Origin of the sequence: Streptomyces sp. Y1 (assembly GCF_041053115.1) — a bacterium.
Classification (GTDB): domain Bacteria; phylum Actinomycetota; class Actinomycetes; order Streptomycetales; family Streptomycetaceae; genus Kitasatospora; species Kitasatospora rubellomurina.
Genome location: NZ_CP163445.1, coordinates 5,661,447 through 5,686,216 on the forward strand (window position 1 = coordinate 5,661,447; position 24,770 = coordinate 5,686,216).

General features: G+C 73.2%; 20 protein-coding genes. 16 read left to right on the top strand and 4 right to left on the bottom strand.

Going from position 1 to position 24,770, the window contains the following annotated elements; translation table 11 throughout:
* Positions 1-73: 73 nt before the first annotated feature.
* The 4 genes from AB2U05_RS24570 to AB2U05_RS24585 all read right to left on the bottom strand — a co-directional run bounded on the left by AB2U05_RS24570 (position 74) and on the right by AB2U05_RS24585 (position 5,658).
* Positions 74-2,494, bottom strand: a complete 2,421-nt coding sequence (locus AB2U05_RS24570) for a DUF3488 and DUF4129 domain-containing transglutaminase family protein (protein ID WP_369184272.1) — start codon at positions 2,492-2,494, stop codon at positions 74-76.
* Entirely contained in the window at positions 2,491-3,810 is a 1,320-nt protein-coding gene (locus AB2U05_RS24575; protein ID WP_045692137.1) for a DUF58 domain-containing protein, read from the bottom strand. The genes AB2U05_RS24570 and AB2U05_RS24575 overlap by 4 nt, the downstream gene beginning before the upstream one ends.
* Position 3,811: 1 nt before the next feature.
* Positions 3,812-4,756 (bottom strand): MoxR family ATPase, encoded by a 945-nt coding sequence (locus AB2U05_RS24580; protein ID WP_244178582.1) that lies wholly within the window; start codon positions 4,754-4,756, stop codon positions 3,812-3,814.
* 356 nt (positions 4,757-5,112) lie between these two features.
* A complete protein-coding gene (locus AB2U05_RS24585; RefSeq protein WP_045692135.1) occupies positions 5,113-5,658 on the bottom strand; it encodes a carbonic anhydrase in 546 nt (181 codons plus the stop codon).
* 538 nt (positions 5,659-6,196) lie between these two features.
* Between AB2U05_RS24585 and rsmH the strand changes: the two genes are divergently transcribed.
* The 16 genes from rsmH to AB2U05_RS24665 all read left to right on the top strand — a co-directional run bounded on the left by rsmH (position 6,197) and on the right by AB2U05_RS24665 (position 24,732).
* Positions 6,197-7,171, top strand: a complete 975-nt coding sequence (rsmH, locus tag AB2U05_RS24590; protein ID WP_045692134.1) for a 16S rRNA (cytosine(1402)-N(4))-methyltransferase RsmH — start codon at positions 6,197-6,199, stop codon at positions 7,169-7,171.
* 157 nt (positions 7,172-7,328) lie between these two features.
* The gene (locus AB2U05_RS24595; protein ID WP_063773431.1) at positions 7,329-7,844 is read left to right on the top strand and encodes a hypothetical protein; all 516 of its coding nucleotides are present in this window, start codon (positions 7,329-7,331) and stop codon (positions 7,842-7,844) included.
* Positions 7,841-10,159 carry a penicillin-binding protein 2 gene (locus AB2U05_RS24600; protein WP_244178572.1) on the top strand — a complete coding sequence of 773 codons (2,319 nt, stop codon included), beginning with the start codon at positions 7,841-7,843 and terminating at the stop codon, positions 10,157-10,159. Before AB2U05_RS24595 ends, AB2U05_RS24600 begins: the two co-directional genes overlap by 4 nt.
* 93 nt (positions 10,160-10,252) lie before the next feature.
* The gene (locus tag AB2U05_RS24605) at positions 10,253-11,818 is read left to right on the top strand and encodes a UDP-N-acetylmuramoyl-L-alanyl-D-glutamate--2,6-diaminopimelate ligase (RefSeq protein ID WP_045692133.1); all 1,566 of its coding nucleotides are present in this window, start codon (positions 10,253-10,255) and stop codon (positions 11,816-11,818) included.
* On the top strand, positions 11,815-13,218 hold the full coding sequence (gene murF, locus AB2U05_RS24610; RefSeq protein WP_045709863.1) for a UDP-N-acetylmuramoyl-tripeptide--D-alanyl-D-alanine ligase: 1,404 nt from the start codon (positions 11,815-11,817) through the stop codon (positions 13,216-13,218). The genes AB2U05_RS24605 and murF overlap by 4 nt, the downstream gene beginning before the upstream one ends.
* Positions 13,218-14,279, top strand: a complete 1,062-nt coding sequence (mraY, locus tag AB2U05_RS24615; RefSeq protein WP_045692131.1) for a phospho-N-acetylmuramoyl-pentapeptide-transferase — start codon at positions 13,218-13,220, stop codon at positions 14,277-14,279. Before murF ends, mraY begins: the two co-directional genes overlap by 1 nt.
* Entirely contained in the window at positions 14,276-15,727 is a 1,452-nt protein-coding gene (gene murD / locus AB2U05_RS24620; RefSeq protein ID WP_045692130.1) for a UDP-N-acetylmuramoyl-L-alanine--D-glutamate ligase, read from the top strand. The genes mraY and murD overlap by 4 nt, the downstream gene beginning before the upstream one ends.
* 150 nt (positions 15,728-15,877) lie before the next feature.
* Complete coding sequence (gene ftsW / locus AB2U05_RS24625; protein WP_369185990.1) at positions 15,878-17,143, top strand: putative lipid II flippase FtsW; 1,266 nt, start codon at positions 15,878-15,880, stop codon at positions 17,141-17,143.
* Between the two features lie 6 nt (positions 17,144-17,149).
* Entirely contained in the window at positions 17,150-18,256 is a 1,107-nt protein-coding gene (murG, locus tag AB2U05_RS24630) for an undecaprenyldiphospho-muramoylpentapeptide beta-N-acetylglucosaminyltransferase (protein ID WP_045692128.1), read from the top strand.
* The gene (locus AB2U05_RS24635; RefSeq protein WP_052707084.1) at positions 18,249-19,025 is read left to right on the top strand and encodes a cell division protein FtsQ/DivIB; all 777 of its coding nucleotides are present in this window, start codon (positions 18,249-18,251) and stop codon (positions 19,023-19,025) included. Before murG ends, AB2U05_RS24635 begins: the two co-directional genes overlap by 8 nt.
* Before the next feature lie 366 nt (positions 19,026-19,391).
* Positions 19,392-20,618, top strand: coding sequence for a cell division protein FtsZ (gene ftsZ / locus AB2U05_RS24640; protein ID WP_045692127.1), 1,227 nt, complete (start codon positions 19,392-19,394; stop codon positions 20,616-20,618).
* Positions 20,615-21,346, top strand: a complete 732-nt coding sequence (gene pgeF / locus AB2U05_RS24645; protein ID WP_208615388.1) for a peptidoglycan editing factor PgeF — start codon at positions 20,615-20,617, stop codon at positions 21,344-21,346. Before ftsZ ends, pgeF begins: the two co-directional genes overlap by 4 nt.
* Positions 21,346-22,134, top strand: coding sequence for a YggS family pyridoxal phosphate-dependent enzyme (locus AB2U05_RS24650; protein ID WP_078859510.1), 789 nt, complete (start codon positions 21,346-21,348; stop codon positions 22,132-22,134). The genes pgeF and AB2U05_RS24650 overlap by 1 nt, the downstream gene beginning before the upstream one ends.
* Positions 22,135-22,348: 214 nt before the next feature.
* Entirely contained in the window at positions 22,349-22,951 is a 603-nt protein-coding gene (locus AB2U05_RS24655) for a cell division protein SepF (RefSeq protein WP_031071810.1), read from the top strand.
* A gap of 102 nt (positions 22,952-23,053) precedes the next feature.
* Positions 23,054-23,335 (top strand): YggT family protein, encoded by a 282-nt coding sequence (locus AB2U05_RS24660; protein WP_045692126.1) that lies wholly within the window; start codon positions 23,054-23,056, stop codon positions 23,333-23,335.
* A gap of 59 nt (positions 23,336-23,394) precedes the next feature.
* The gene (locus tag AB2U05_RS24665; RefSeq protein WP_045692125.1) at positions 23,395-24,732 is read left to right on the top strand and encodes a DivIVA domain-containing protein; all 1,338 of its coding nucleotides are present in this window, start codon (positions 23,395-23,397) and stop codon (positions 24,730-24,732) included.
* Positions 24,733-24,770 lie beyond the last annotated feature (38 nt).

A 24,770-nucleotide genomic window follows, 5' to 3' on the forward strand; every position in this document is an offset into this window, starting at 1 on the left:
CGACTGCCCGCCCCGGCGTTTCGCTGTTCCCCGGCCGGGGGCCCCGGAGACGCGTGCTCCGGGGCCCCGGTGCTCAGGGCTTCGGGCGCCGGGTGAACGCCCGCCGCACCGGTCCGAGGACGGCCGCCGAGACCCGCTCGGCGCGGGCGCCGAGCGCGGCCCGGCCCGCCCGCACCGCGTCGGAGGCCCGCCACCACAGCTGCACCGAGGACGGCGGCAGCAGCAGCGCGCGCAGTCGCCTGCCCCGGCCGGCGTTGGCCCGCAGGACCTGCTGGACGGCCCGGACGTCGGCCGTCAGCGGCGCGGTGGTGACCTGACCGGACGGCGCGTAGAGCGCCCGCTCGGTGGCCAGCGCCACCCGGCCGGTGGCCGCCGCCGTGTCCGGGTCCAGCCGCGAGGCGTCGCTGATCCGGCGGGCGGTCGCCCGCGGGGTGCGCGACTCGTCCGGCGGCAGCCCGAGGTCCCAGGCCGAGTCGACCAGCTCCTGCCAGGCGGCCAGCACCTGGGCGTCGGTGAGCTCCGCCGGACCGTCGCCGCCGGGGCGGCGCCGCCCGCCGCCGCCGAGCCGGCGCCGGCGCAGGGCGCCCCGCCAGAGCATCGGGACGAGCAGCAGGACGATCACCAGCAGCACCGCGGCGAGGGTGACCAGCAGCTGCCAGGACGGCAGCCAGGACTCGTCGGCGGTGTGGGTGACGGTCTTGGTCTGCCCGCCGCAGTCGCCCAGCTGCTGCTGCTTGCCGCCGCAGGCCTTGCTGGCGCTCGGCGTCGGCGTGGCACCGGCGGTCGGCGCGGCCGTGGTCGGCGCCGCGGTCGGCGCGGTGGTCGGGGTGCTGGACGTCTCGGTGTACTTGGGCGCGACGCCGCGGCTCGGCGTCGGCTCGAAGCGCAGCCAGCCGTAGCCGGAGAAGTACAGCTCGGGCCAGGCGTGGTACATCTTGCCGCTCACCGAGTAGACGCCGCCGCCCTTGGTGTCGCCGGGGGTGAAGCCGACCGCGACCCGGGCCGGGATCTTCAGGGTGCGGGCCATCGCCGCCATGCTGGAGGCGAAGTGCACGCAGAAGCCCTTGCGGTCGCGCAGGAAGACCGCGATGGCGTCGTTGCCGGTGCCGCCGGAGATCGAGGTGTCGTACGTGAACTGCGGGCTGGTGAAGTACCGCACCAGCGCCGTCGCCCGGTCGTAGTCGTTGTGCGCGTCGGCGGTGATCGCCTTGGCCTGCTCGGCGACCACCGGAGGGAGGCCGTCCGGCAGCGCGGTGTAGCGGTCCCGGATGTCCTGCGGCGGGAGCGCCGCGGTGCGCAGCTCGTTGGCGGTGGGGCGCAGGTCGTACGAGGTGACGTGGTAGTTCAGGTCGCGGATCGCGTTGTCGCCGACCGGCACGACGGTGCGGGTCAGCGGGTCGAGCTTCCACTCGCTCCGGTTGGGGACCTGGACGGACGAGGCCGGGTACGGCATCGGCAGCCAGCTCTTGCCGCCCAGCTTGTCGCCGACCCGGAAGTCGCTCTCGATCCGGGGGACCATGGAGTCCCGCAGGCCCTCGGGGTTGGGCAGGTTGGTCGGCAGGTCGTTGACCGTGGTGCTGCTGAGCTTCCAACTGGTGCCGTCGAACTGGTCGAGCGAGCCGGTGCGCAGGTAGGTCTGGTCGGCCTGGGCGCTGTCCATGCTGTACGTGAACAGCACGGTGTCGTTGGGCTTGGTGATCGCCGCTTCCAGGCTGACCATCGGGTCGAGGCTGCTCGCGGTGCCGCCGCCGGTGCCGTTGCCGCTCCCGGAGGACGACCCGCCGGAGCCGGAGCCCAGCAGGCCGGCGCCGACCTGCGGGATCAGGACGGGCAGCAGCAGGGCCACCGCCAGCGCGAGCACGCCGACCTGCCGGCCGCCCGGGCTCACCGAGGTGGCGCCGCCGACGCCCTGCGGGCCGCGGAAGACCTTGCCCCAGCGGGTGGCGCGGTCCTGGCCCTCGGCGAACAGCAGGACGAGGTAGCCGAGCGCGGCCAGGGCGAACCAGATCCAGCTGCCGCGGTCCTTGGCCAGCCCGTTGCCGACCGAGTACAGCGCCAGCAGCGGCAGCCCGGCCAGCGCCGCGCGCCGGTAGGTGACCGCGAGGGTGTCCACCACGATGGCGATCAGGCCGACCGAGGAGACCAGGATCAGCCGCAGGCCGGCCGTGGGCGGCGCCGGCATCGCGTACTGCCCGATGTCGTAGACGCCGTCCGAGAAGGTGTTGCTGAGGTGGCGCATGGTCGTCGGCCCGGGCACGAACCCGCCGCCGAAGCCGATCAGCAGGAGCAGCAGCAGGACCAGCAGCTGGGCGATCGGCACGCTCCACCGGAACAGCGGGGAGCGGCGCAGGCCGGCGCCGGCGGCCGCGAGCACGGCGATCACCAGCAGGCTGAAGGTGAGCCAGCTGCGGGTGGTCAGCAGCGGGAGCAGGCACAGCGAGGCGAGGGCGGTGGCCAGCGCCGAGTAGACGGTCAGTTTGGCCCGGGTGGTCACGCGCCGGCCCCTTCTCGATGGTGGGCGGTCGTCTTGGCGCCGTCGACGCGCTGCCAGAGGTCGGGCAGGGAGTCGCCGGCCCGCACGGGCAGGACGGTCCAGCCGGCCTCGCTCAGCTGGCGGGCCCGGGCGCGGAACTCGTCGCCGCCGGTGTGCGGGGCGAGCATCCGCAGACCGGTCCAGGTGCCGGTGTCCAGCAGGACGGCGATCGCCCCGCCGGTGCGGCCGCGCAGCCGGGCGAGCCGGGCGGCCTGGGTCTCGTCCAGCTCGCCGAGGACGGCGACCAGCAGGCCCTCGCCGGTGGCCCGCAGCGGCTCCTCGGCGCGGGAGAGCCCGCCGCCGTCCGACAGGTCGGCGACCGCGAGGGCGTCCAGGATCAGTCCGGAGATCTCGGCGGGCTGGTGGCTTCCGCTGTCCGGGCCGGGCACCCAGTGGCCGGTGTCGGTGAGCAGCTGGGTCTGGTAGCCGCGGTGCAGCAGGTGCGTGGCGACGGAGGCGGCGCAGCTCACCGCCCACTCGAAGGAGGAGGCGGGGCCGCTGCCCCGGTGGGCGATCTCCCGGGTGTCCAGCAGGACGGTGGCGCGGGCCTTCTGCGGCTGCTCCTCGCGGCGCACCATCAGCTCGCCGTAGCGGGCGGTGGACTTCCAGTGCACCCGGCGCAGGTCGTCGCCCGGCCGGTACTCGCGCAGGATCACGTCGTCGTCGCCGGCCAGCGCCAGGGTGCGGCTGCGGCTCTCGCCCTGGCCGGCCCACTCGCCGCTGATCCGCACGTGCGGCAGGGCCTGGGCCTGGGGGACGACGGTGAGCACGTCGTGGGCGGCGAAGGCGCGGCTGACCTCGCACATCCCGAACGGGTCGGTCAGCCGCAGGTGCAGCGGGCCGAGCGGGTAGCGGCCGCGCAGGTCGGAGCGGACCCGGTAGGACACCTCGCGGAAGCCGTGCGGCTCGACCCGGTCCAGGACGAAGCGCGGGCGCGGCCCGAGCACGTACGGGACCTTGTCCTCCAGCAGCAGCACGCCGGTGGGCACCCGCGAGACGTTGTCGATCCGCAGGTGGACCCGGGCCTCCTGGCCGGCGACGGCCCGGTGCGGGCTGAGCCGGCGCCCGCTGGCCACCCGGTAGCGGGTGTTGGCGACCACCAGCACGGCGACCACCGGCAGCACGGCGAGCAGCACGCCGACGCGCAGCAGGGCGTCCTGGCCGAGCACGTAGGAGCAGGCCATCGCGGTGAGCCCGGCGGCCAGGAAGGAACGGCCCCGGGTGGTCAGGCCGCGGATTCCGGCCCGTAGCCCCGAGGCCTGGTCGGATGCCGTCACCTCAGCCCCTCCGGACGGCCGGGCCGCCCTGCGGGCGCGGCAGCGGCACCCGGGAGACCAGCTCGGCCACGATCTGCTCGGTGGTGCGGCGGTTCAGCTGGGTCTCGGCGGTCGGCATCAGGCGGTGCGCGAGGACCGGGACGGCCATGCGCTGCAGGTCGTCCGGGATGACGTAGTCGCGGCCGTCCAGCGCGGCGGCGGCGCGGGCGGCCCGGACCAGGTGCAGGGTGGCGCGGGGCGAGGCGCCCAGGCGCAGCTCGTGGCTGGTGCGGGTGGCGCCGACCAGGTCGACGGCGTAGCGGCGGACCGGGTCGGCGATGTGCACGGAGCGGACGAGGTCGATCAGCTTGAGGATGTCGGAGGCGTGCGCGACCGGCTGCAGGTCCGCCAGCGGGTCGGCGCCGCCGTGCACGTCCAGCATCGCGAACTCGGCCTCGGGGCTGGGGTAGCCGATCGAGATCCGGGCCATGAAGCGGTCGCGCTGGGCCTCGGGCAGCGGGTAGGTGCCCTCCATCTCGACCGGGTTCTGGGTGGCCACGACCATGAACGGCGAGGGCAGCTCGTAGCTGGTGCCGTCGATGGTGACCTGGCGCTCGGCCATCGACTCCAGCAGCGCGGACTGGGTCTTCGGCGAGGCGCGGTTGATCTCGTCGCCGACCACGATCTGGGCGAAGATGGCGCCAGGGCGGAACTCGAAGTCGCGCTGGTGCTGGTCGTAGATGTTGGTGCCGGTCACGTCGGACGGCAGCAGGTCGGGCGTGAACTGGATGCGGCGCACGGTGCAGTCGACCGAGCGGGCGAGCGCCTTGGCCAGCATGGTCTTGCCGACGCCGGGCACGTCCTCCAGCAGGAGGTGGCCCTCGGCGAGCAGGACCGTGAGGGCGATCCGGACGGCCTCCGGCTTGCCCTCGATCACGCTCTCGATGTTGGCGCGGACCTTGTCCACGACGGCGGCGAGTTCGGGAAGCCCGACCCGGTGGTACCCGTCCGTCCCCTGGCCCCCCGCAGGACCGCCGAGACCGGCCTGATCGTTGTAGCTCGTCACCCGTTTACGCTCCCTGACACCCTGTCCCGCCTCACCCCGAGGCCGGACCCCACCCCTGCTGGACGCGGCCGGCCCGAGGGCGGTTCCGAGGGTGGAATCCGGCGCCGTGGGTGGCCTGCGGCCGCGCCGGCCCCAGGTGGTTCGGGGTCCGACCGGCAGGCGCATTCTCCCCCCTGGGGTGGCCGGAAGTCACCCCAGGGTTCGGTGCGGACGGAGGTGCCCGGGATGCCCCGGGATGCCCGGGGCGGGGGCGCTCGCTAGTGGATCTCGCGCAGCAGTCCGGTGTGGACGTCGAAGACGAAGCCGCGGACGTCGTCGGTGTGGAGGAGGAAGGGAGAGGTGCGCACCCGCTGCATGGACTGGCGGACGTCGCCGTCCAGGTCGACGAAGGCCTCCACCGCCCACTGCGGGCGCTGGCCGACCTCCGCCTCCAGTTCGCGGCGGAAGTCCTCGGTGAGGCCGAGCAGGCCGCAGCCGGTGTGGTGGATCAGCGCGATCGAGCGGGTGCCCAGGGCGCGCTGGCTGATGGTCAGGGAGCGGATGGTGTCGTCGGTGACGACGCCGCCGGCGTTGCGGATGACGTGCGCGTCGCCGAGTTCGAGGCCGAGCGCGGCGAACAGGTCGAGGCGGGCGTCCATGCAGGCCACCACGGCGATCTTCTGGACCGGGCGGGCGTCCATGCCGCCGTCCTGGAAGGTCACCGCGTACTCGCGGTTGGCGCCCACGAAGCGGTCGATGATGGTGGGTGCGGCGGGATTGGCAGCGGCGGCGTGCGGCGTGGGCCGGTCAGGGGTCACTGTCATGGGGGTGACGTTAGTGCGATCCGCGGGGTTGCGGAGGGGGGAAGAGCTACAGAACCCGAGGCTGTGACCGAGCGCATAGCCACAACGGGAGGGTTTGTCCGGGCTGGTCCCCGCGGGGGTCGCGAGCGGGGTCCGGGCGGGGGCGCGCGGCGGCCCGCGAAGGCCCCCGGACGTGGCCGCCCGCAGCCCACCCCAACGGCCGCGACCTGCGGTGATCCGTACCGCCGCCCGGGTGGTGCGCCGGAGCGGACCATTGACTGGCAGGGTCCGCGCGATAGAGTTCGTGGCGCGGTCGAGCACAGCCGCCGGAGCCCGTCAACCGGGCCTTCCCGGCCGGTGCGGCTCCACCGACGCGGCCCGTGGCCTCCACCCGCTCCGTGCTCTCCTGGCGCACCTTCCCCGGTGCCGGGCGGGCGCGTCCTTCCCCTCGAGCGGGCGGGGACCACGGGCCGCGTCGTGCTGCCGGGGGCCGGTGGGCGAGAATGGCCGCAGCTCCCGGACGTCGGGCGCTCCGCACCGAGGAAGGGCGCCACCGCGCATGACCAGCAACGAACCCGGCCCCAAGCACGTTCCGGTGATGCTGCAGCGGTGCATGGACGCGCTGGCGCCGGCGATCTCGCGCCCCGGGGCGGTGGTGGTGGACGCCACCCTCGGCCTCGGCGGGCACAGCGAGGCCCTGCTCACCCAGTTCCCGGAGGTCCGGCTGGTCGCGGTGGACCGCGATCCGCAGGCGCTGAAGCTGTCCGGCGAGCGGCTGGCGCGCTTCGGCGACCGGGCCACCCTGGTGCACGCGGTCTACGACGAGATCCCCGAGGTGCTGGAGCGGCTGGGCATCGACCGGGTGGACGGCATCCTGTTCGACCTCGGCGTCTCCTCGATGCAGCTGGACGAGGCGGACCGCGGCTTCGCGTACGCGCAGGACGCGCCGCTGGACATGCGGATGGACCAGACCCGGGGGATCAGCGCGGCCGAGGTGCTGAACACCTACAGCCACGGCGACCTGGCCCGGATCCTCAAGGTGTACGGCGAGGAGCGGTTCGCCGGGAAGATCGCCTCGGTGATCCTGCGGGAGCGGGAGAAGGAACCGTTCACCAACAGCGCGCGTCTGGTCGAGTTGGTGCGCAACGCCATCCCGGCGGCGACCCGCCGCACCGGCGGGAACCCGGCCAAGCGGACGTTCCAGGCCCTGCGGATCGAGGTCAACGGCGAGCTGGAGGTGCTGGACCGGGCGATCCCGGGCGCGCTGGACGTCCTCGCGCTCGGCGGTCGGATCGTCGTGATGTCCTACCAGTCGCTGGAGGACCGCCTGGTGAAGCAGTACTTCGCCGCCGGGGCGACCAGCACCGCCCCGCCGGGGCTGCCGTTCATCCCGGAGGAGCACCAGCCCTGGCTCAAACTGATCACCCGCGGTGCCGAGCTGGCCACCGAGGAGGAGATCGAGGAGAACCGGCGCGCCGCGCCCGTACGGCTGCGGGTGGCGGAGAGGATCAGGGACCGTAACAAGCGGGGCTGACACGACGGCCCCGGCGGGGTCCGAAGGGCGGAGGAAAGCGGTGGGGCCGGTGGCCGGTGGGGTCCGGACGGGGCGGGGAACACTCCCGGGGCAGGGCAGGGCGCGGATCACGGTCCGGCCGGGGCGGCGCCCGGTACGGGGGCGCACGCCGTTCGCCGTGCTCGTGGTGGTGCTGCTGGCCGGCGGGCTGTTCGGGCTGCTGGCGCTGAACACCGCCCTCAACGAGGGCTCCTTCGAGCTGTCCCGGCTGCAGAAGCAGACCACCAAGGCCACCGACGAGCAGCAGGGCCTCCAGCACGAGATCGACCAGTCCTCGGCGCCGGACGCGCTGGCCAAGCGGGCCGCCGAGCTGGGCATGGTGCCGGCCGGCGGGATGGCCTTCCTGGACGTCCCGAACGGCGGCAAGGTGCTCGGCACGCCCGGGCCGGCCCAGGACAGCCCGCCGGTGAAGCGCTCGACGGCCGAGCCGTGGCCGATGAAGCCCGCGCCGCAGGCGGGCGGCCAGCCGAGTGGTCAGCCGACCCCGCCGGCGACCGCCCCGGCGGCCGCGCCCTCCGGTGCGCCCAGCCCGGCGGCGTCGAGCAGTGACCCGGTGGTCCAGCTCAACCCCGCCGCCCCGGCTACCCCGGCCGCGCCCGCGCAGCCGCAGCACAGCGGGGGTGCGGCCCGGTGACCACGCCCCGCCAGCCCTCCGGCGGCTCCGGATCCGGCAACGGCTCCGGCAGCGGCCGCCGCCAGCCGCCCCGCGCCGGCGCCCCGCGCCAGGGCGTGCCGCGCGAGCGCTCCGCCACCGGCCGGCCGCAGCCGGCCAAGGGCCAGCCCGCGAAGCCGCAGCCCGCGAAGGGGCAGCCGGTCCGGGGGCAGTCCGCGAAGCCCGCGTCCGCGAAGGCCGCCGCCGCGAGACCCGCGGCGCCGAAGGGCCAGCCCGCCCGGTCGGCGCAGCCCGGCCGCGGCCCCGCCGCCAAGGCGCAGCCCGCCAAGGCCGCCGCCGCCCGTACCCCCCGCGCGCCGCAGCAGCGCCGCCCCGAGGGCCGCCCGCCGGCCCGGGGCCAGGCCGCCGTCCGGCCGCGCCCGAAGCCGCGGCTGCCGCAGCGGCCCAAGGCCCTGCGGCTGGCCGAGCCCAAGCGCCGGCTGCGGGTGATCACCGTGGTGATGTCGCTGGTGTTCTCGGTGTTCGCGGGGCGGCTGGTGCAGCTCCAGCTGCTGGACTCCGACGCGCTGGCCGCCGACGCCAACACCAACCGCTACCAGAACATCCCGATCACCGCCGAGCGCGGCTCGATAACGTCCTCGGACGGCGTCGCGCTGGCCGCCACCGTCGACGCGTACGACATCACCGCCGACCCGGCGATGTTCACCCCGGAGTCGACCGGCATCCCGGACGCCCCGGAGCAGGCCGCCGCGCTGCTGGCGCCGATCCTCGGCGTGTCCAAGGAGAAGATCGCCGCCGACCTGCACACCCCCAAGACCCGCTACAAGCGGCTCGCCGCCCAGCAGACCCCGGCCGCCAAGAACCAGATCAGCGACCTCAAGGCGAGCCTGGAGAAGCAGGCCGGCTCGCGCACCTGCCAGGCGCAGCGCAAGCTCCTGACCAAGCCCGCCGAGCAGGGCGGGCGCACCCGGATCGACAACGAGTGCGCCAACCCGCTCGCCGGGGTGTTCAACCGGGAGACCCAGAAGCGGATCTACCCGGCCGGCGGGCTGGCCGCCAACCTGGTCGGCTTCGTCAACGGCGAGGGCGAGGGCGCGGGCGGCCTGGAGCTGCAGTTCCAGAAGCAGCTCGCCGGCAAGGACGGCCACAGCAGCTACGCCCAGGCGGGCGGGCGGCTGGTGCCCACCGCGGGCGGCTCGCGCGAGCCCGCCGTGCCCGGCAGCGACATCAGGCTGACCATCAACCGCGACATCCAGTGGGCCGCCCAGCGGGCGATCACCGACCAGGTGGCCAACTCCGGCGCGGAGAAGGGCTACGTCGTCGTCCAGGACGTGAAGACCGGCCAGGTCCTCGCGATGGCCACCGCGCCCGGCTTCAACCCGGGCGACCTGTCCAGCGCCAAGCAGTCCCAGCTGGGCAACGCCGCGCTCCAGGACGCGTACGAGCCGGGCAGCACCGCCAAGCTGATGAGCCTGGCCGCCGTGCTGGACACCGGCAAGGCCAACTGGGACACCAAGGTGACGGTGCCGTACCCGCTGGTCCGGGCCGGGCAGCAGTTCAAGGACGACGTCGAGCACGGCACCTGGTACCTGACCCTGGCCGGGGTGCTGGCCAAGTCCTCGAACATCGGCACCATCGAGGCGATCGAGACCCTCGGCGACGGCGACCAGCTGAAGGCCAACCAGGTGCTGGACGGCTACATGCGCAAGTTCGGGGTGGCCCAGCCGACCGGTCTGAACTTCCCGGGGGAGACCCCGGGCAAGCTCAAGAAGCCGGAGGACCTGGTCGCCTCGGAGAAGTACAACATCTCCTTCGGCCAGGGCCCGATGCAGATGAACGCCCTGCAGGCGACGTCGGTGTACTCGACCATCGCCAACGGCGGGGTGCGGGTCGCGCCCAGCATCGTCCAGGGCGTCACCGGCCCGGACGGCACGTACACCCCGACGCCGCCGGGGGCGCGGACCCAGGTGGTCAGCGAGCAGACCGCCAAGACCCTCACCTCGATGCTGGAGTCGGTCGTCGACGACGAGCAGGGCACCGGCGGCAAGGCCGCGATCCCCGGCTACCGGGTCGCCGGCAAGACCGGCACGGCCAACCGGGGGGCCGCCAACGGGGTCGGCTACGACGGCTACACCGCCTCGTTCATCGGCTTCGCCCCCGCCGACGCCCCCCGGTACACCGTCTCCTGCACCCTCCAGGGCCCGGTCAACGGGCACTTCGGCGGCCAGCTGTGCGGGCCGGTGTTCAAGCAGGTGATGGAGTTCACCCTGAAGACCATGCAGGTCCCGCCGAGCGGCAGCCAGGCGCCGAACCTGGCCGTCGACTGGAAGCCGTGAGCGCGGATGAGCAACCAGCGGACCGGGCGGGACGACGGCGCGGCGCAGGGCCGGTTTGGCCCTGGACGCCCTTCGGCGGATAGCCTTCCCGCCGTGCCGAAACCCGATCAAACCACCGTGAGTCCGCCCCGCCCGACCGGGACCGCCGCCCTGCCGCTCGCCGAGCTGGCCGCCCGGCTGGGCCTGCCGCCCGTCGAGGGCGGCGCCGTCACCGGCGTCACCCACGACTCCCGCGCGGTGCGCCCGGGCGACGTGTACGTGGCCTTCCCGGGCGCCAACCACCACGGCGCGGCCTTCGCGGCCAAGGCCGCGGACGCCGGCGCGGTGGCCGTGCTCACCGACCCGGCCGGGGCCGAGCTGGCGGCCGGCACCGGCCTGCCGCTGCTGGTCGTCGACCGGCCGCGGGCCCGGATGGGCGAGCTGGCCGCGATCGTCTACGGCCACCCGTCCGAGCGGCTGCTGATGATCGGGCTGACCGGCACCAACGGCAAGACCACCACCTCCTACCTGGTCGAGGGCGGTCTGCGCGGCGCGGGGCGCAGCCCCGGCGTGATCGGCACCGTCGAGATGCGGGTCGGCGCCGAGCGGATCAAGAGCGAGCGCACCACCCCCGAGGCCACCGACCTGCACGCGATCCTCGGCGTGATGGCCGAGCGCGGCGCCGACGCGGTGACCATGGAGGTCTCCAGCCACGCCCTGGTCTTCGGCCGCACCGACGGGGTGGCGTACGACGTCGCGCTGTTCAACAACCTCACCCCCGAGCACCTCGACTTCCACCCGGACATGGAGGACTACTTCCAGGCGAAGGCCCGGCTCTTCCAGCCCGGCAAGTCCCGCCGCGGCGTGGCCAACCTGGACGACGAGTACGGCCGCCGGCTCGCCGCCGAGGCCGAGATCCCGATGACCACCTTCTCCGCGACCGGCGCCGCCGAGGCCGACTGGCGGGCCGTGGACGTCCAGCTCGGGCCGGCCGGCTCCACCTTCCGGGTGCTCGGCCCGGACGGCGCCGAGGCCGACGCCGCCGTCCCGCTGCCCGGCCCGTTCAACGTCGCCAACGCGCTCGCCGCGATCACCGCGCTGGTCACCGCCGGGCTGCCGCTGGAGCGGGCCGTGGCCGGCGTCGCCGCCGTCCCCGGCGTGCCGGGCCGGCTGGAGCGGGTGGACGCCGGGCAGCCGTACGTCGCCGTCGTCGACTACGCGCACAAGCCGGACGCCCTGCGGGCCGTCCTCGCCTCGCTGCGCGAGGTCACCAAGGGCCGGCTGCACGTCGTCGTCGGCTGCGGCGGCGACCGCGACCCGCACAAGCGCGGCCCGATGGGCGACATCGCCGCCCGGCTCGCCGACACCGCCCTGCTGACCAGCGACAACCCGCGCAGCGAGGACCCGCTGGCGATCCTCGCCAGCATGCTGACCGGCGCCGCCGCGGTGCCCGAGGCCGAGCGCGGGGCCGTCCTGGTCGTCCCCGACCGGGCCGAGGCGATCCGCCTCGCCGTCGCCCGCGCGCAGGCCGGGGACACCGTGCTGGTGGCCGGCAAGGGCCACGAGCTCGGCCAGTACGTACGAGACGAGATCCGCCCCTTCGACGACCGGGAGGTGCTGCGCGAGGCGATCGCGCGGGCCACGGCCGCCCGGGGCGACCGAGGAGTAGAGCAGCAGTGATCGCACTGACCCTCGCCGAGGTGGCCGCCGCAGTCGGGGGCTCCCTGGACGGCGCCGACCCGGACACCCTGGTCACCGGCCCGGTCGAGGTCGACTCGCGCAAGGTGAGCCCCGGCGGCCTGTTCGCGGCCTTCGTCGGCGAGCACGTGGACGGCCACGACTACGCGGACACGGCGGTCGCCGCCGGCGCCGTCGCGGTGCTGGCCTCCCGCCCGGTCGGCGTGCCCGCCGTCCTGGTCGACAGTGTGGTGGACGCGCTCGGCAAGCTGGCCCGCGCCGTGGTCGCCCGCGCCGAGGACACCGCCGTGGTCGCGCTGACCGGCTCGGCCGGCAAGACCAGCACCAAGGACCTGATCGCCCAGCTGCTCCGGCGCCTCGGCGAGACCGTCTACCCGCCCGGCTCGCTGAACAACGAGATCGGCCACCCGATGACCGCGCTGCGGGTCGAGGCCGGCACCCGGCACCTGGTCATGGAGATGGGCGCCCGGCACAAGGGCGACATCGAGTACCTCACCTCGATCACCCCGCCCCGGATCGGCCTGGTGCTGAACGTCGGCACCGCGCACGTCGGCGAGTTCGGCTCGCAGGAGGCGATCGCCGAGGCCAAGGGCGAGATCGTCGAGGCGCTGCCCGCGCACGGCACCGCGATCCTCAACGCGGACGACCGGCTGGTGCGCGCCATGGCGACCCGGACCAGGGCGAAGGTCGTGTACTTCGGCGAGTCCCCGGACGCCGACGTGCGGGCCACCGGAGTTCGTCTGGACGCCACCGGACGGCCATCGTTCACGCTCACCACCCCGGCCGGTTCCGCGCCCGTGCAGCTGCGCCTGTACGGTGAGCACCACGTCTCGAACGCCCTCGCCGCCGCCGCGGTGGCGATGGAGCTCGGGATGTCCGTCGACGACACCGCGGCAGCCCTGGGCGAGGCGGGTGCGCTGTCCCGCTGGCGCATGGAGGTCGTCGACCGGGCCGATGGTGTCACCGTCGTCAACGACGCCTACAACGCGAACCCCGACTCGATGCGGGCCGCGCTGCGGGCGCTGGTCTCGATGGGGGGCCGGGGCCCGGAGCGCCGCCGCACCTGGGCGGTGCTCGGCGAGATGCGGGAGCTCGGCGAGGACAGCCTGGCCGAGCACGACGCCATCGGACGGCTCGCCGTCCGGCTGGACGTCACCAAGCTGGTGGCGGTCGGCGGACGCGAGGCGGCCTGCATGGAACTCGGCGCGAGGAACGAAGGTTCGTGGGGTGAGGAGTCGGTGCTGGTGTCCGACGCGGACGCGGCGGTCGAGCTGCTGCGCAGTCAGCTGCGGCCGGGGGATGTGGTCCTGGTGAAGGCGTCCCGTTCGGTGGGGCTGGAGAAGGTGGCCGAGGCCCTCCTGGCGGACGGTGCTGCCCGATGATGAAGCAGATCCTCTTCTCCGGGATGATCGGCCTGATCCTCTCGCTGGTCGGCACCCCCGCCCTGATCAAGCTGCTCGCCCGGCGCGGCTACGGCCAGTACATCCGCGACGACGGCCCCAAGGCGCACCACAGCAAGAAGGGCACGCCCACCATGGGCGGCATCGCCTTCATCCTGGCGACGCTGATCGCCTACTTCGGGACCAAGGCGATAACGGGCGAGGCCCCGACCGCCTCCGGGCTGCTGGTGCTCTTCCTGACCGCGGGCCTCGGCCTGGTCGGCTTCCTGGACGACTACATCAAGGTCGTCAAGCGCCGCTCGCTCGGCCTGCGGGCCAAGGCCAAGCTGGCCGGCCAGTCCATCGTCGGCCTCGCCTTCGCCATCCTGGCCCTGCAGTTCCACGACAGCCGCGGACTCAGCCCGGCCTCGGAATCGCTGTCCTTCGTGCGCGACTTCAAGTGGGCGATCGGCCCCGTGCTGTTCGTCATCTTCGCCTACTTCATGATCGCCGCCACCTCCAACGGCGTGAACCTGACGGACGGTCTGGACGGCCTCGCCACCGGCGCCTCGGTGATGGCCTTCGGCGCCTACACCTTCATCGGCGTCTGGGAGTACGGGCAGAGCTGCGCCTACGCCGCCACCGCCACCGTCAGCTGCTACGACGTCCGCGACCCGCTGGACCTCGCCGTGGTGGCCGCCGCCCTGATGGGCTCCTGCTTCGGCTTCCTCTGGTGGAACACCTCGCCCGCCAAGATCTTCATGGGCGACACCGGCTCGCTCGCCCTCGGCGGCGCGCTGGCCGGCCTGGCGATCTGCTCGCGCACCGAGCTGCTGCTCATCCTGCTCGGCGGCCTCTTCATGATCATCACCCTGTCGGTGATCATCCAGGTCGGCTCCTTCCGGATGACCGGCAAGCGCGTGTTCAAGATGGCACCCCTGCAGCACCACTTCGAACTCAAGGGCTGGAGCGAGGTCCTGGTCGTGGTCCGCTTCTGGATCATCCAGGGCCTGTGCGTGGCCGTCGGCCTCGGCCTCTTCTACGCGGGATACCGGACCGGATGACGAACAATCCCCAGGTGATCAAGTTGGAGTTTGCCGACCTTCCCGTCGTGGTCGCCGGGCTCGGCGTCTCCGGCATCAGCGCCGCGCGCGTGCTGCGCGGCCTCGGCGCCGCCGTCACCGTCGTGGACGGCGGCAGCGGCGAGGGCCTGAAGGCCCGCGCCGCCGAGCTGGAGGCACTCGGCGTCGCCGTGCGCCTGGGCGACGGCGCGAGCCTGCCCGAGGGCACCCGGCTGATCGTCACCTCGCCCGGCTGGGCCCCCGACAGCGCGCTGTTCGCCGCCGCCGAGGCGGCCGGCGTCCCGGTCTGGGGCGACGTCGAGCTGGCCTGGCGGCTGCGCAAGCCGCTGCCGGCCACCGGCGAGCCGGCCCCCTGGCTGGCCGTCACCGGCACCAACGGCAAGACCACCACCGTCCAGATGCTCGCCTCGATCCTCACCGCCGCGGGCAAGCGCACCGCCGCGGTCGGCAACGTCGGGGTCTCGGTGCTGGACGCGGTCCTCGCCGAGGAGCCGTACGACGTGCTCGCCGTCGAGCTGTCCAGCTACCAGCTGCACTGGGCGCCCTCGCTGCGCCCGTACTCGGCGGCCGTGCTCAACCTGGCCCCCGACCACCTGGACTGGCACGGCTCGATGGAGGCGTACGCCGCCGACAAGGGCCGGATCTACGAGGGCAACGTCGTCGCCTGCGTGTACAACCTGGCCGACCCGGCCACCGAGGCGCTGGTCCGCGAGGCCGACGTCGAGGAGGGCTGCCGGGCGGTCGGCTTCGGCCTCGGCGCGCCGAGCCCGTCGAACTTCGGCGTGGTGGACGGCCTGCTGGTGGACCGCGCCTTCGTCGAGGACCGGGCCAAGAACGCGGCCGAGCTGGGCTCCGTCGAGGACGTCAACCCGCCGGCCCCGCACAACATCGCCAACGCGCTCGCCGCGGCGGCGCTGGCCCGGGCCTACGGGGTCGAGCCGAAGGCCGTCCGAGAGGGCCTGCGGGCCTTCCGCCCGGACGCGCACCGGATCGCCGAGGTCGCCACCGTCCGCGAGGTCGCCTACGTCGACGACTCCAAGGCCACCAACACCCACGCCGCCGCCGCCTCGCTGGCCGCCTTCCGGCCGATCGTCTGGATCGCCGGCGGCCTGGCCAAGGGCGCGACCTTCGACGACCTCGTCCAGGGCGCGGCCGAGCGGCTGCGCGGGGTGGTGCTGATCGGCCAGGACCGCGCGCTGATCCGGGAGGCGCTGGAGCGACACGCTCCGGATGTGCCGGTGATCGAGGCGGCCGAGGGCCAGACTGGCGCGGTGGCGATGGCCGAGATCGTTCGAACGGCCGCATCGCTCGCTCGATCGGGTGACACGGTGCTGCTGGCGCCGGCCTGCGCCTCGATGGACATGTTCACCAACTACGGCGAGCGCGGCGACCTCTTCGCGGCGGCCGTGCGGGAGCTGGCGAACGGCTAGGGCCGCTGGCGGTCAGGGGCTCGAGAAGGAACGGGTAGGGGCGGCGTGGCGGGGCAGGGCAGGGCGGAATCCGGCGTGGGGGAGCGGGACGCCGCCGAGCCGTGGCGCGTGATCTCCGCCACCACGACCAAGTACAAGTCGGCCGGTCCGCTGGCCCGGCTGCGGGCCTTCCGGCTCCGCGTCGGGTACTGGCTGGACCGGCCGCTCACGCCCTACCTGCTGATCCTCGGCACCGTCCTGCTGCTGGTCGTGCTGGGCCTGATGATGGTCTTCTCGGCCTCGCAGATCCTCGCCCTGAACCAGCACCACACCGCCCAGTACTACTTCCTCAAGCAGCTGATCGCGGCCATCCTCGGCCTCGTCCTGCTGGTCGGCTTCGCCTCCGTCCCGGTGGCGGTGCTGCGGGTGATCGTCTACCCGGTGATGTTCGGCGTGATCGGCGCGCTCGCGCTGGTCGCGGTCCCCGGCGTCGGGGTGCGGATCAACGGCAACCAGAACTGGCTGGACTTCGGCTTCTTCCAGTTCCAGCCCTCCGAGTTCGCCAAGCTCGCCCTGGTGCTCTGGGGCGCCGACCTGCTCGCCCGCAAGCAGCGGACCGGCACCCTCGGCTCGTGGAAGCACCTGCTGGTGCCGCTGGTGCCGGGGGCCCTGCTGCTGCTCGCGCTGATCATGATCGGCGGCGACATGGGCACCTCGATGATCCTGGTGGCCATGGTCTTCGCGCTGCTCTGGATGGTCGGCGCACCGCTGCGGCTGTTCGTCGCCACCCTCGGGGTGGCGGTGGTGGTCTGCACCGCCCTGGTGATCACCGTCCCGCACCGCGCGGAGCGCCTGGGCTGCATCGGCATCACCAAGCTCGACCCGGACGGCGCCTGCTTCCAGGCCCTGCACGGCGTCTACTCGTTCGCCCTCGGCGGCGGCTTCGGCACCGGCCTCGGCGCCGGCGTGGAGAAGTGGGGGCAACTGCCCGAGGCGCACACCGACTTCATCTTCGCCGCGACCGGCGAGGAACTCGGCCTCGTGGGGACGCTGTCGGTGATCGGTCTCTTCGCGGCACTAGGCTACGCGGGTATCCGTGTGGCCATCGGTACGAAGGACCCCTTCGTCAGGTACGCCGCGGGAGCCGCCACCACCTGGATCATGGCGCAGGCCATGATCAACCTGGGGTCGGCGCTGGGACTGCTGCCGATCGCGGGCGTCCCGCTCCCGCTGTTCTCCTACGGCGGTTCCGCCATGCTGTCGGCCATGTCCGCGATCGGAGTGCTGCTGTGCCTGGCGCGCAGCTCCTCGGGCGCGAAGGCGGCCCTGGCCGCCCGGAGCAAGAACTCCCGGATCAGGAAGCGACTGGCCCGGGTGCTGCCACGACGACGAACCACAGCGCGCCCGGCCCCGGGGCCGGCACGCAGGGAGCGGTGAATTTCGGTGCATGTCGTACTCGCCGGCGGGGGGACCGCCGGTCACATCGAGCCGGCCATGGCCCTCGCGGACGCCCTCCGCAGGCACGACCCGTCCGTCGGGATCACCGCCCTGGGCACCGAGAGGGGTCTGGAGACCCGGCTGGTACCCGAGCGCGGCTACCAGCTGGAGCTGATCCCGGCCGTCCCGCTGCCCCGTAAGCCCACCCCCGAGCTGATCACCGTCCCCGGCCGGCTGCGCGGGACCGTCCGGGCCGCCCAGGAGATCATCGAGCGGGTCAACGCCGACTGCGTCGTCGGCTTCGGCGGCTACGTCGCGATGCCCGCCTACCTGGCCGCCAAGCGGGCCGGCGTGCCGATCGTCGTGCACGAGGCCAACGCCCGCCCCGGCCTGGCCAACAAGATCGGCGCCCGCTACTCCGACTTCGTCGCGGTCTCCACCCCGGACAGCAAGCTGCGGGACTCCCGCTACATCGGCATCCCGCTGCGCCGCACCATCGCCACCCTGGACCGGAACGCCTCCCGCCCCGAGGCCCGCCAGTACTTCGGCCTCGACCAGCGGCTGCCCACCCTGCTGGTCTCCGGCGGCTCGCAGGGCGCGCGCCGGCTGAACGAGACGATCACCGCGATCGCTCCGCGGCTGCAGCAGTACGGCGTGCAGATCCTGCACGCGGTCGGCCCGAAGAACGAGCTGCCGCAGGTCGCGGACGTCCCCGGGATGCCGCCGTACCGCCCGGTGCCGTACATCGACCGGATGGACCTCGCCTACGCGGCGGCCGACCTGATGCTGTGCCGGGCCGGCGCCATGACGGTCGCCGAGCTGGCCGCGGTCGGCCTGCCCGCCGCCTTCGTGCCGCTGCCGATCGGCAACGGCGAGCAGCGGCTGAACGCCCAGCCGATGGTCAAGGCCGGCGGGGGCCTGCTGGTGGACGACGCCGAGCTGACCTCCGACTGGGTGCTGCAGAACGTGCTGCCGGTGCTCACCGACCCGCAGCGGCTGTGGGACATGAGCCGCGCCGCCGCCGAGTTCGGCCGCCGGGACGCCGACGACCTGCTGGTCGGCATGGTCTACGAGGCCATCCAGGCCCACCGCGGCGGCCGCCGCCGTGGCTGACGGCCGGCTCGCCGACCCGCTGGACAGCGAGCTGGAGGACGAGGAGCCCGCTCCTCGCCTCCGGCTCTCCCGGCGGGGCATCGTGGTGTTGAGCGTGCTCGGCGCCGCGGTGCTGGGCGTGCTGGCCTGGCTGGTGTTCCTCTCCTCGGTGCTGGACGTGCGCGACGTCGCCGTCCAGGGCGCGACGGACGACAAGCTGACGTCGGACCAGGTCCGGGACGCGATCGGCGGCCTGGCCGGCGGACCGCTGGCCCGGGTGGACCTGGACGGCGTCCGGCAGCGGGTGGAGGCGATTCCCCGGGTGGCCAAGGCCGAGGTGTGGCGGGGTTGGCCGCACACCCTGCAGGTGAAGATCGTCCAGCGTACCGCCGCGGCCGCTGTCAAGGGGGAGGACGGCCAGTTCACCCAGGTGGACGCCACCGGCGTGAGCTTCGCCACCGAGGCGGCCCCGCCGGAGGGCGTGCCGGTGGTGGAGCTGCGGCTCAGTCAGCAGGCGAAGGACGTGGACGGAGTGATCTCCCGTCCGCAGCTCGTGCAGGGTGCGGTGGCGGTGGCCGCCGGGCTGCCGCCCGAGGTGGCCAAGCGGGCCGGCTCGGTGCTGGTGCACTCGTACGACGACATCGAACTGCAGCTCAGCGGGGGTGCGACGGTGCGCTGGGGGAGCCCGGAGCAGAACGACCGAAAAGCGCGGGTCCTGGTGGCACTGCTGAACCAGAAGGGCACGAACTTCGACGTGAGTGCGCCGGAGGCGCCGGCAGTGTCCGGATGATCCGGTAGGTTCTGTGGCTGAGGGAGGGGTTGACGCCTTGGAGTGTCGGCCCGACCCTTGGTGGTCACCCCGGTTTCGTATGCCGGCCGATGATCACATAGGCTCAAAAGAAAAAGGGAAGCTCGGCGTGTTCGTTGAAACACGTGCCCAGGGCCACCTAGTGTCCTGTGTCACCAGACTGTGTCCCTTGGTGATGTGACGGAGGCACAGGACTAACCCTAAAGGTCAAGTTTAGGGTTGGGGTCGGTGGTCGGCATTTCAGACATTCAGTCAGAAACCAGGCTCCCTACCCATCGACATCCGTCGGTTTACGTCCCCTTCACCGGGTCGGACCGACCCGGAATCTCGAGGCGAGAGGCCTTCGACGTGGCAGCACCGCAGAACTACCTCGCAGTCATCAAGGTCGTCGGTATCGGCGGCGGTGGTGTCAACGCCATCAACCGGATGATCGAGGTCGGTCTCAAGGGCGTCGAGTTCATCGCGATCAACACCGATGCGCAGGCCCTCCTCATGAGCGACGCCGACGTCAAGCTCGATGTGGGCCGTGAACTCACCCGGGGCCTCGGCGCCGGCGCCAACCCCGAGGTAGGCCGCAAGGCCGCCGAGGACCACCGCGAGGAGATCGAGGAGGTCCTCAAGGGGGCCGACATGGTCTTCGTGACCGCCGGCGAAGGCGGTGGCACGGGCACGGGCGGCGCGCCCGTCGTCGCCAACATCGCCCGCTCGCTGGGCGCGCTGACCATCGGTGTGGTCACCCGCCCGTTCACCTTCGAGGGCCGTCGCCGGGCCAACCAGGCCGAGGACGGCATCGCGAGCCTGCGCGAAGAGGTCGACACCCTCATCGTGATCCCCAACGACCGGCTGCTGTCCATCTCGGACCGCCAGGTCAGCGTGCTCGACGCGTTCCGCTCGGCCGACCAGGTCCTGCTCTCCGGTGTCCAGGGCATCACCGACCTGATCACCACCCCGGGTCTGATCAACCTCGACTTCGCCGACGTCAAGTCCGTCATGTCGGACGCCGGCTCGGCGCTCATGGGCATCGGCTCGGCCCGCGGCGAGGACCGTGCCAAGGCGGCCGCCGTGATGGCGATCTCCTCGCCGCTGCTGGAGGCCTCGATCGACGGCGCCCGCGGCGTGCTGCTGTCCATCTCGGGCGGCTCCGACCTCGGCCTGTTCGAGATCAACGAGTCGGCCCAGCTGGTCAGCGAGGCCGCGCACCCCGAGGCGAACATCATCTTCGGCGCCGTCATCGACGACGCGCTCGGCGACGAGGTCCGGGTCACCGTCATCGCGGCCGGCTTCGACGGCGGGCAGCCGCCGGCGATCGTCCGCGACCCGGTCGTCAAGGCCACCGCCTCGGCCCCGGCCACGCCGCCGGCCGCCCCGGAGCGCCCGGCCGGCCGGCCGTCGTACGGCGGCATCGGCTCGGTGACGTCCCGGTCGGAGGGGGAGTCCTCGACGCCCGCCCGTGCGACCGAGACCCCGGCCACCACCACCGCGGCCGCCCCGGTGCCGCCGCAGGTGCAGCCCGCCCGGCAGCCGTTCGTGGAGAGCCCGGCCGAGGAGCTCGACGTGCCGGACTTCCTTAAGTGATCGATCACGCGGTACGCGACGGTGCTCACTTCGCCTTCACCGACCGGTGGGGCGGGGTGAGCACTTCGCCGTACGGGGCGCTGAACCTCGGTGGCGCGGTGGGGGACGACCCCGGGGCCGTCCGGGAGAACCGGGCGATCGCCGCCCGGGAGCTGGGGCTGGACCCGGCCGACGTGGTGTGGATGAACCAGGTGCACGGGGCCGAGGTCGCCGTGGTGACCGGGCGCCAGCCGCTCGGCCAGGCGCCCACCGTCGACGCGGTGGTCACCGACCGGCCGCTCGCGCTGGCCGTCCTGACCGCCGACTGCACCCCGGTGCTGCTGGCCGACCCGGTGGCGGGCGTGGTGGGCGCGGCCCACGCGGGCCGGCCCGGGCTGGCGGCCGGCGTGGTGCCCGCGGCCGTGCGGGCGATGGTCGAACTGGGGGCCGAGCCGGCGCGGATCACCGCCGCCACCGGCCCCGCGGTCTGCGGCCGCTGCTACGAGGTGCCGGCCGAACTGCGCGCCGAGGTCGCCGCCGTGGTGCCGGAGGCGTTCGCCGAGACCTCGTGGGGAACGCCGGCCCTGGACGTGCCGGAGGGAGTCGCGGCCCAGCTGGCCGCGGTGGGGGTCACCGGACTGGTGCGCTCACCGGTCTGCACCCTCGAATCCGCCGATCACTACTCCTATCGCCGTGAGCAGCGCACGGGCCGGCTCGCGAGCTACGTCTGGTTGGGCTCTGAACAGTGATGACGAACGACATCTACGGACCGTTCCCGGGGAGCGCGGAGTTCTCGGCCGCGCTGACGGAGGGCCAGCGGGCCCGGTACGAGGAACTGGGGACCAACCTCGACGTGGTCGAACGCCGGATCGTGGACGCCTGCGCGGCCGCCGGGCGCCCGCGCGGGGAGGTCACGCTGATCGTCGTCACCAAGACCTACCCGGCCGAGGACACCGCACTGCTGGCCGGACTGGGGGTGACGGACGTCGCGGAGAATCGCGACCAGGACGCCGCGCCCAAGGCGGAGCAGTGCAGAAACCTTCCTCTTGACTGGCACTTCGTCGGGCAGCTGCAGACCAACAAGGTCCGCTCGGTCGTCCGGTACGCGAACCACGTGCACTCGGTGGACCGGCCGCGGCTGGTCGAGTCGCTCTCGGCGGCGGTGCTCAAGGCCGAGCGGCCGGAGCTGGGCTGCCTGGTGCAGGTGGCGCTCGACAAGGAGCACGGAGAGGGCGAGCACCGGGCCGGGGTCGCGCCGGAGGACGTCGCCGAACTGGCCGACGCGATCGCCGACACGCCCGGGCTGCGACTTGACGGTGTGATGACCGTCGCTCCGCTGGCCGGTCCGCTGGCCGGCGACCCCGCCCGGGCCTTCGATCGGCTGGCGGAAATCGCAACCGCCGTACGGGCGGCCCATCCGGCTGCCACCATGGTCTCCGCAGGGATGAGCGGGGACCTGGAGCAGGCGATTGCCGCCGGTGCGACACATGTGCGCGTCGGAACGGCGGTACTCGGAGTGAGGTCACCCCTCAGGTAACGTCACCGGGTAAGTAGATCAGACTGCAGGACAAAATAGGACAGAATCTAGCAGCTCCTCGGGGCGGCTAGCGAACCGTGGATCGCAGCTCCGCGGCCCCCACTCCACGAACTCTGACAGGTCGTCGACCTGACGCGCCGTCGTGGGGGGACTGCGGAATCCGCTGAGCAGGGCCGTGGCCCGGCGGTCCACCACAAGCGGAGGAGACAGGAGCATGGCCGGCGCGATGCGCAAGATGGCGGTCTACCTCGGCCTCGTGGAGGACGAGACGTACGACGGCCAGGGGTACGACCCCGACGACGACTACGACGCGGACCCCGAGCCGATCCGCACGGGCCAGCGGACCGAGGACATTCCGCGGCCGGCCGCCGCGCCCGCTCCGGTCTCCTCGATCACCCCCCAGCCCGTCCCGGCCGCGGTGCCGATCCGGCAGGAGACCCCGAGGATGGCCCCAGTGTCGTCCATCACACCCGAACGCCGCCACAACCTGGAGAAGAGCGCCCCGGTGATCATGCCCAAGGTAGTGAACGAACGAGAGCCCTACCGCATCACCACGCTGCACCCGCGGACCTACAACGAGGCCCGTACCATCGGGGAACAGTTCCGTGGCGGCACCCCGGTGATCATGAATTTGACCGAGATGGACGACACGGACGCGAAGCGGCTCGTAGACTTCGCCGCTGGACTCGTCTTCGGTCTGCACGGCAGTATCGAGCGCGTGACACAGAAGGTGTTCCTGCTGTCGCCTGCTAACGTCGATGTCACGGCGGAGGACAAGGCTCGGATCGCCGAGGGTGGGTTCTTCAACCAGAGCTGACCCGGCCACGACTTTACGTGTGGATCTGATCAACAGTGGGTCAACGACAGGTGACGAGCGAGAGGCCGGCCCCAGGGCCGCGACCGGGGAGAGGGAAGCGCGATGAACGTCGTGTGGGCGGTGCTCTACTACGCCCTGCTCGTCTTCCTGGTGTTCCTGCTCGTGCGGCTGGTGATGGACTGGGTGTTCCAGTTCGCCCGTTCGTGGCGGCCCGGCAAGGCCATGGTCCTGGTCCTGGAGGCCACGTACACTGTCACGGATCCGCCGCTCAAGCTTCTTCGGCGGTTCATCCCGCCGTTGCGTTTCGGTGGCGTGGCAGTCGACCTGTCCTTCTTCGTACTGATGATCATTGTGTATGTCCTGATCTCGCTTGTGCACCCCTAGTCGTAGGTGAGCGATGCGACAGGATGCCGGTGTGCCGACGATCACGTTGAGGTGAAGAGATGCCATTGACCCCCGAGGACGTTCGGAACAAGCAGTTCACGACCGTCCGCCTGCGTGAAGGCTATGACGAGGACGAGGTCGATGCCTTCCTCGACGAGGTCGAGGCGGAGCTGACCCGCCTCCTCCGGGAGAACGAGGACCTGCGGGCCAAGCTGGCCGCCGCGACTCGCGCCGCCGCGCAGAACCAGGCCAACATGCGGAAGGAACCGCCGCAGGAGGCGCCCCGTCAGGGTGGCGCTCCGGTGCCGGCCGCCATATCCGGCCCGCCGGTCCCCGGCCAGCAGGGCCCGGGTGGACCGCAGCAGATGGGCCCGGGTGGTCCCCAGCAGATGGGCCCCGGCGGTCCGCAGCAGCAGATGGGCAACCAGCCCCTCGGCCTGCCCTCCGGCGCCCCGCAGCTCCCGGCCGCCCCCGGCGGTCCGATGGGCGGCCCGCAGCAGCAGATGAACCAGACCATGGGCGGCCAGCAGCAGCTGGTCCAGCCGATGGGCGGTCAGATGCTCCAGCCCATGGGCGGCCCCGGTGGCCCGCAGCAGATGGGCAACCCGATGGGCCAGGGCATGGGCCAGCAGCAGATGCAGCCGATGGGCGGCCCCATGGGCGCGCCGCAGCAGATGGGCGGCCCGCTCGGCGGCCCCGGCCCGATGCAGCAGCAGGCCCCCGGCGGCGACAGCGCTGCCCGCGTGCTCGCGCTCGCGCAGCAGACCGCCGACCAGGCGATCTCCGAGGCCCGCTCCGAGGCCAACAAGATCGTCGGCGAGGCGCGCAGCCGCGCCGAGGGCCTGGAGCGGGACGCCCGCGCCAAGGCCGACGCGCTGGAGCGGGACGCGCAGGAGAAGCACCGGGTCGCGATGGGGTCGCTGGAGTCGGCCCGCGCCACGCTGGAGCGCAAGGTCGAGGACCTGCGGGCGTTCGAGCGTGAGTACCGGACGCGCCTGAAGTCGTACCTGGAGACCCAGCTGCGCCAGCTGGAGTCGCAGGCCGACGACTCGCTCGCCCCGCCGCGGATCCCCGCCACCGCGTCGCTGCCGCCGGCGGCCTCGTCGATGGCGCCGGCCGGTGCCGGTGCGATGGGCTCCGGTGCACCGTCCTTCGGTGGGAACCAGCCGTCCTTCGGGGGCAGCACGCCGTCCTTCGGCGGGCAGAACTCCTTCGGCGGGAACGCGCCGGCGCCCAGCTTCGGCGGGCAGGCGGGCGGCGGCAGCGGGGCTCCCCAGATGCAGCCGGCCGGGATGACCCAGCCGATGGCGGCCGTCCGGCCGCAGCCGCCGCAGCCGATGCAGCAGGCTCCGGCGCCGATGCGGGGCTTCCTGATCGACGAGGACGGCGACAACTGAGGTTGTAGCTCGGCTCTTCGAGGGCGCCCCCTCTCCGA

What these genes read in the sequence shown, in the direction of transcription:
- mraY (WP_045692131.1), top strand. Translation starts at nt 13,218, where the DNA reads ATGAAGCAGATCCTCTTCTCCGGGATGATCGGCCTGATCCTCTCGCTG.
- AB2U05_RS24585 (WP_045692135.1), bottom strand. Translation starts at nt 5,658, where the DNA reads ATGACAGTGACCCCTGACCGGCCCACGCCGCACGCCGCCGCTGCCAAT.
- AB2U05_RS24660 (WP_045692126.1), top strand. Translation starts at nt 23,054, where the DNA reads ATGAACGTCGTGTGGGCGGTGCTCTACTACGCCCTGCTCGTCTTCCTG.
- AB2U05_RS24655 (WP_031071810.1), top strand. Translation starts at nt 22,349, where the DNA reads ATGGCCGGCGCGATGCGCAAGATGGCGGTCTACCTCGGCCTCGTGGAG.
- murD (WP_045692130.1), top strand. Translation starts at nt 14,276, where the DNA reads ATGACGAACAATCCCCAGGTGATCAAGTTGGAGTTTGCCGACCTTCCC.
- rsmH (WP_045692134.1), top strand. Translation starts at nt 6,197, where the DNA reads ATGACCAGCAACGAACCCGGCCCCAAGCACGTTCCGGTGATGCTGCAG.
- AB2U05_RS24650 (WP_078859510.1), top strand. Translation starts at nt 21,346, where the DNA reads ATGACGAACGACATCTACGGACCGTTCCCGGGGAGCGCGGAGTTCTCG.
- AB2U05_RS24665 (WP_045692125.1), top strand. Translation starts at nt 23,395, where the DNA reads ATGCCATTGACCCCCGAGGACGTTCGGAACAAGCAGTTCACGACCGTC.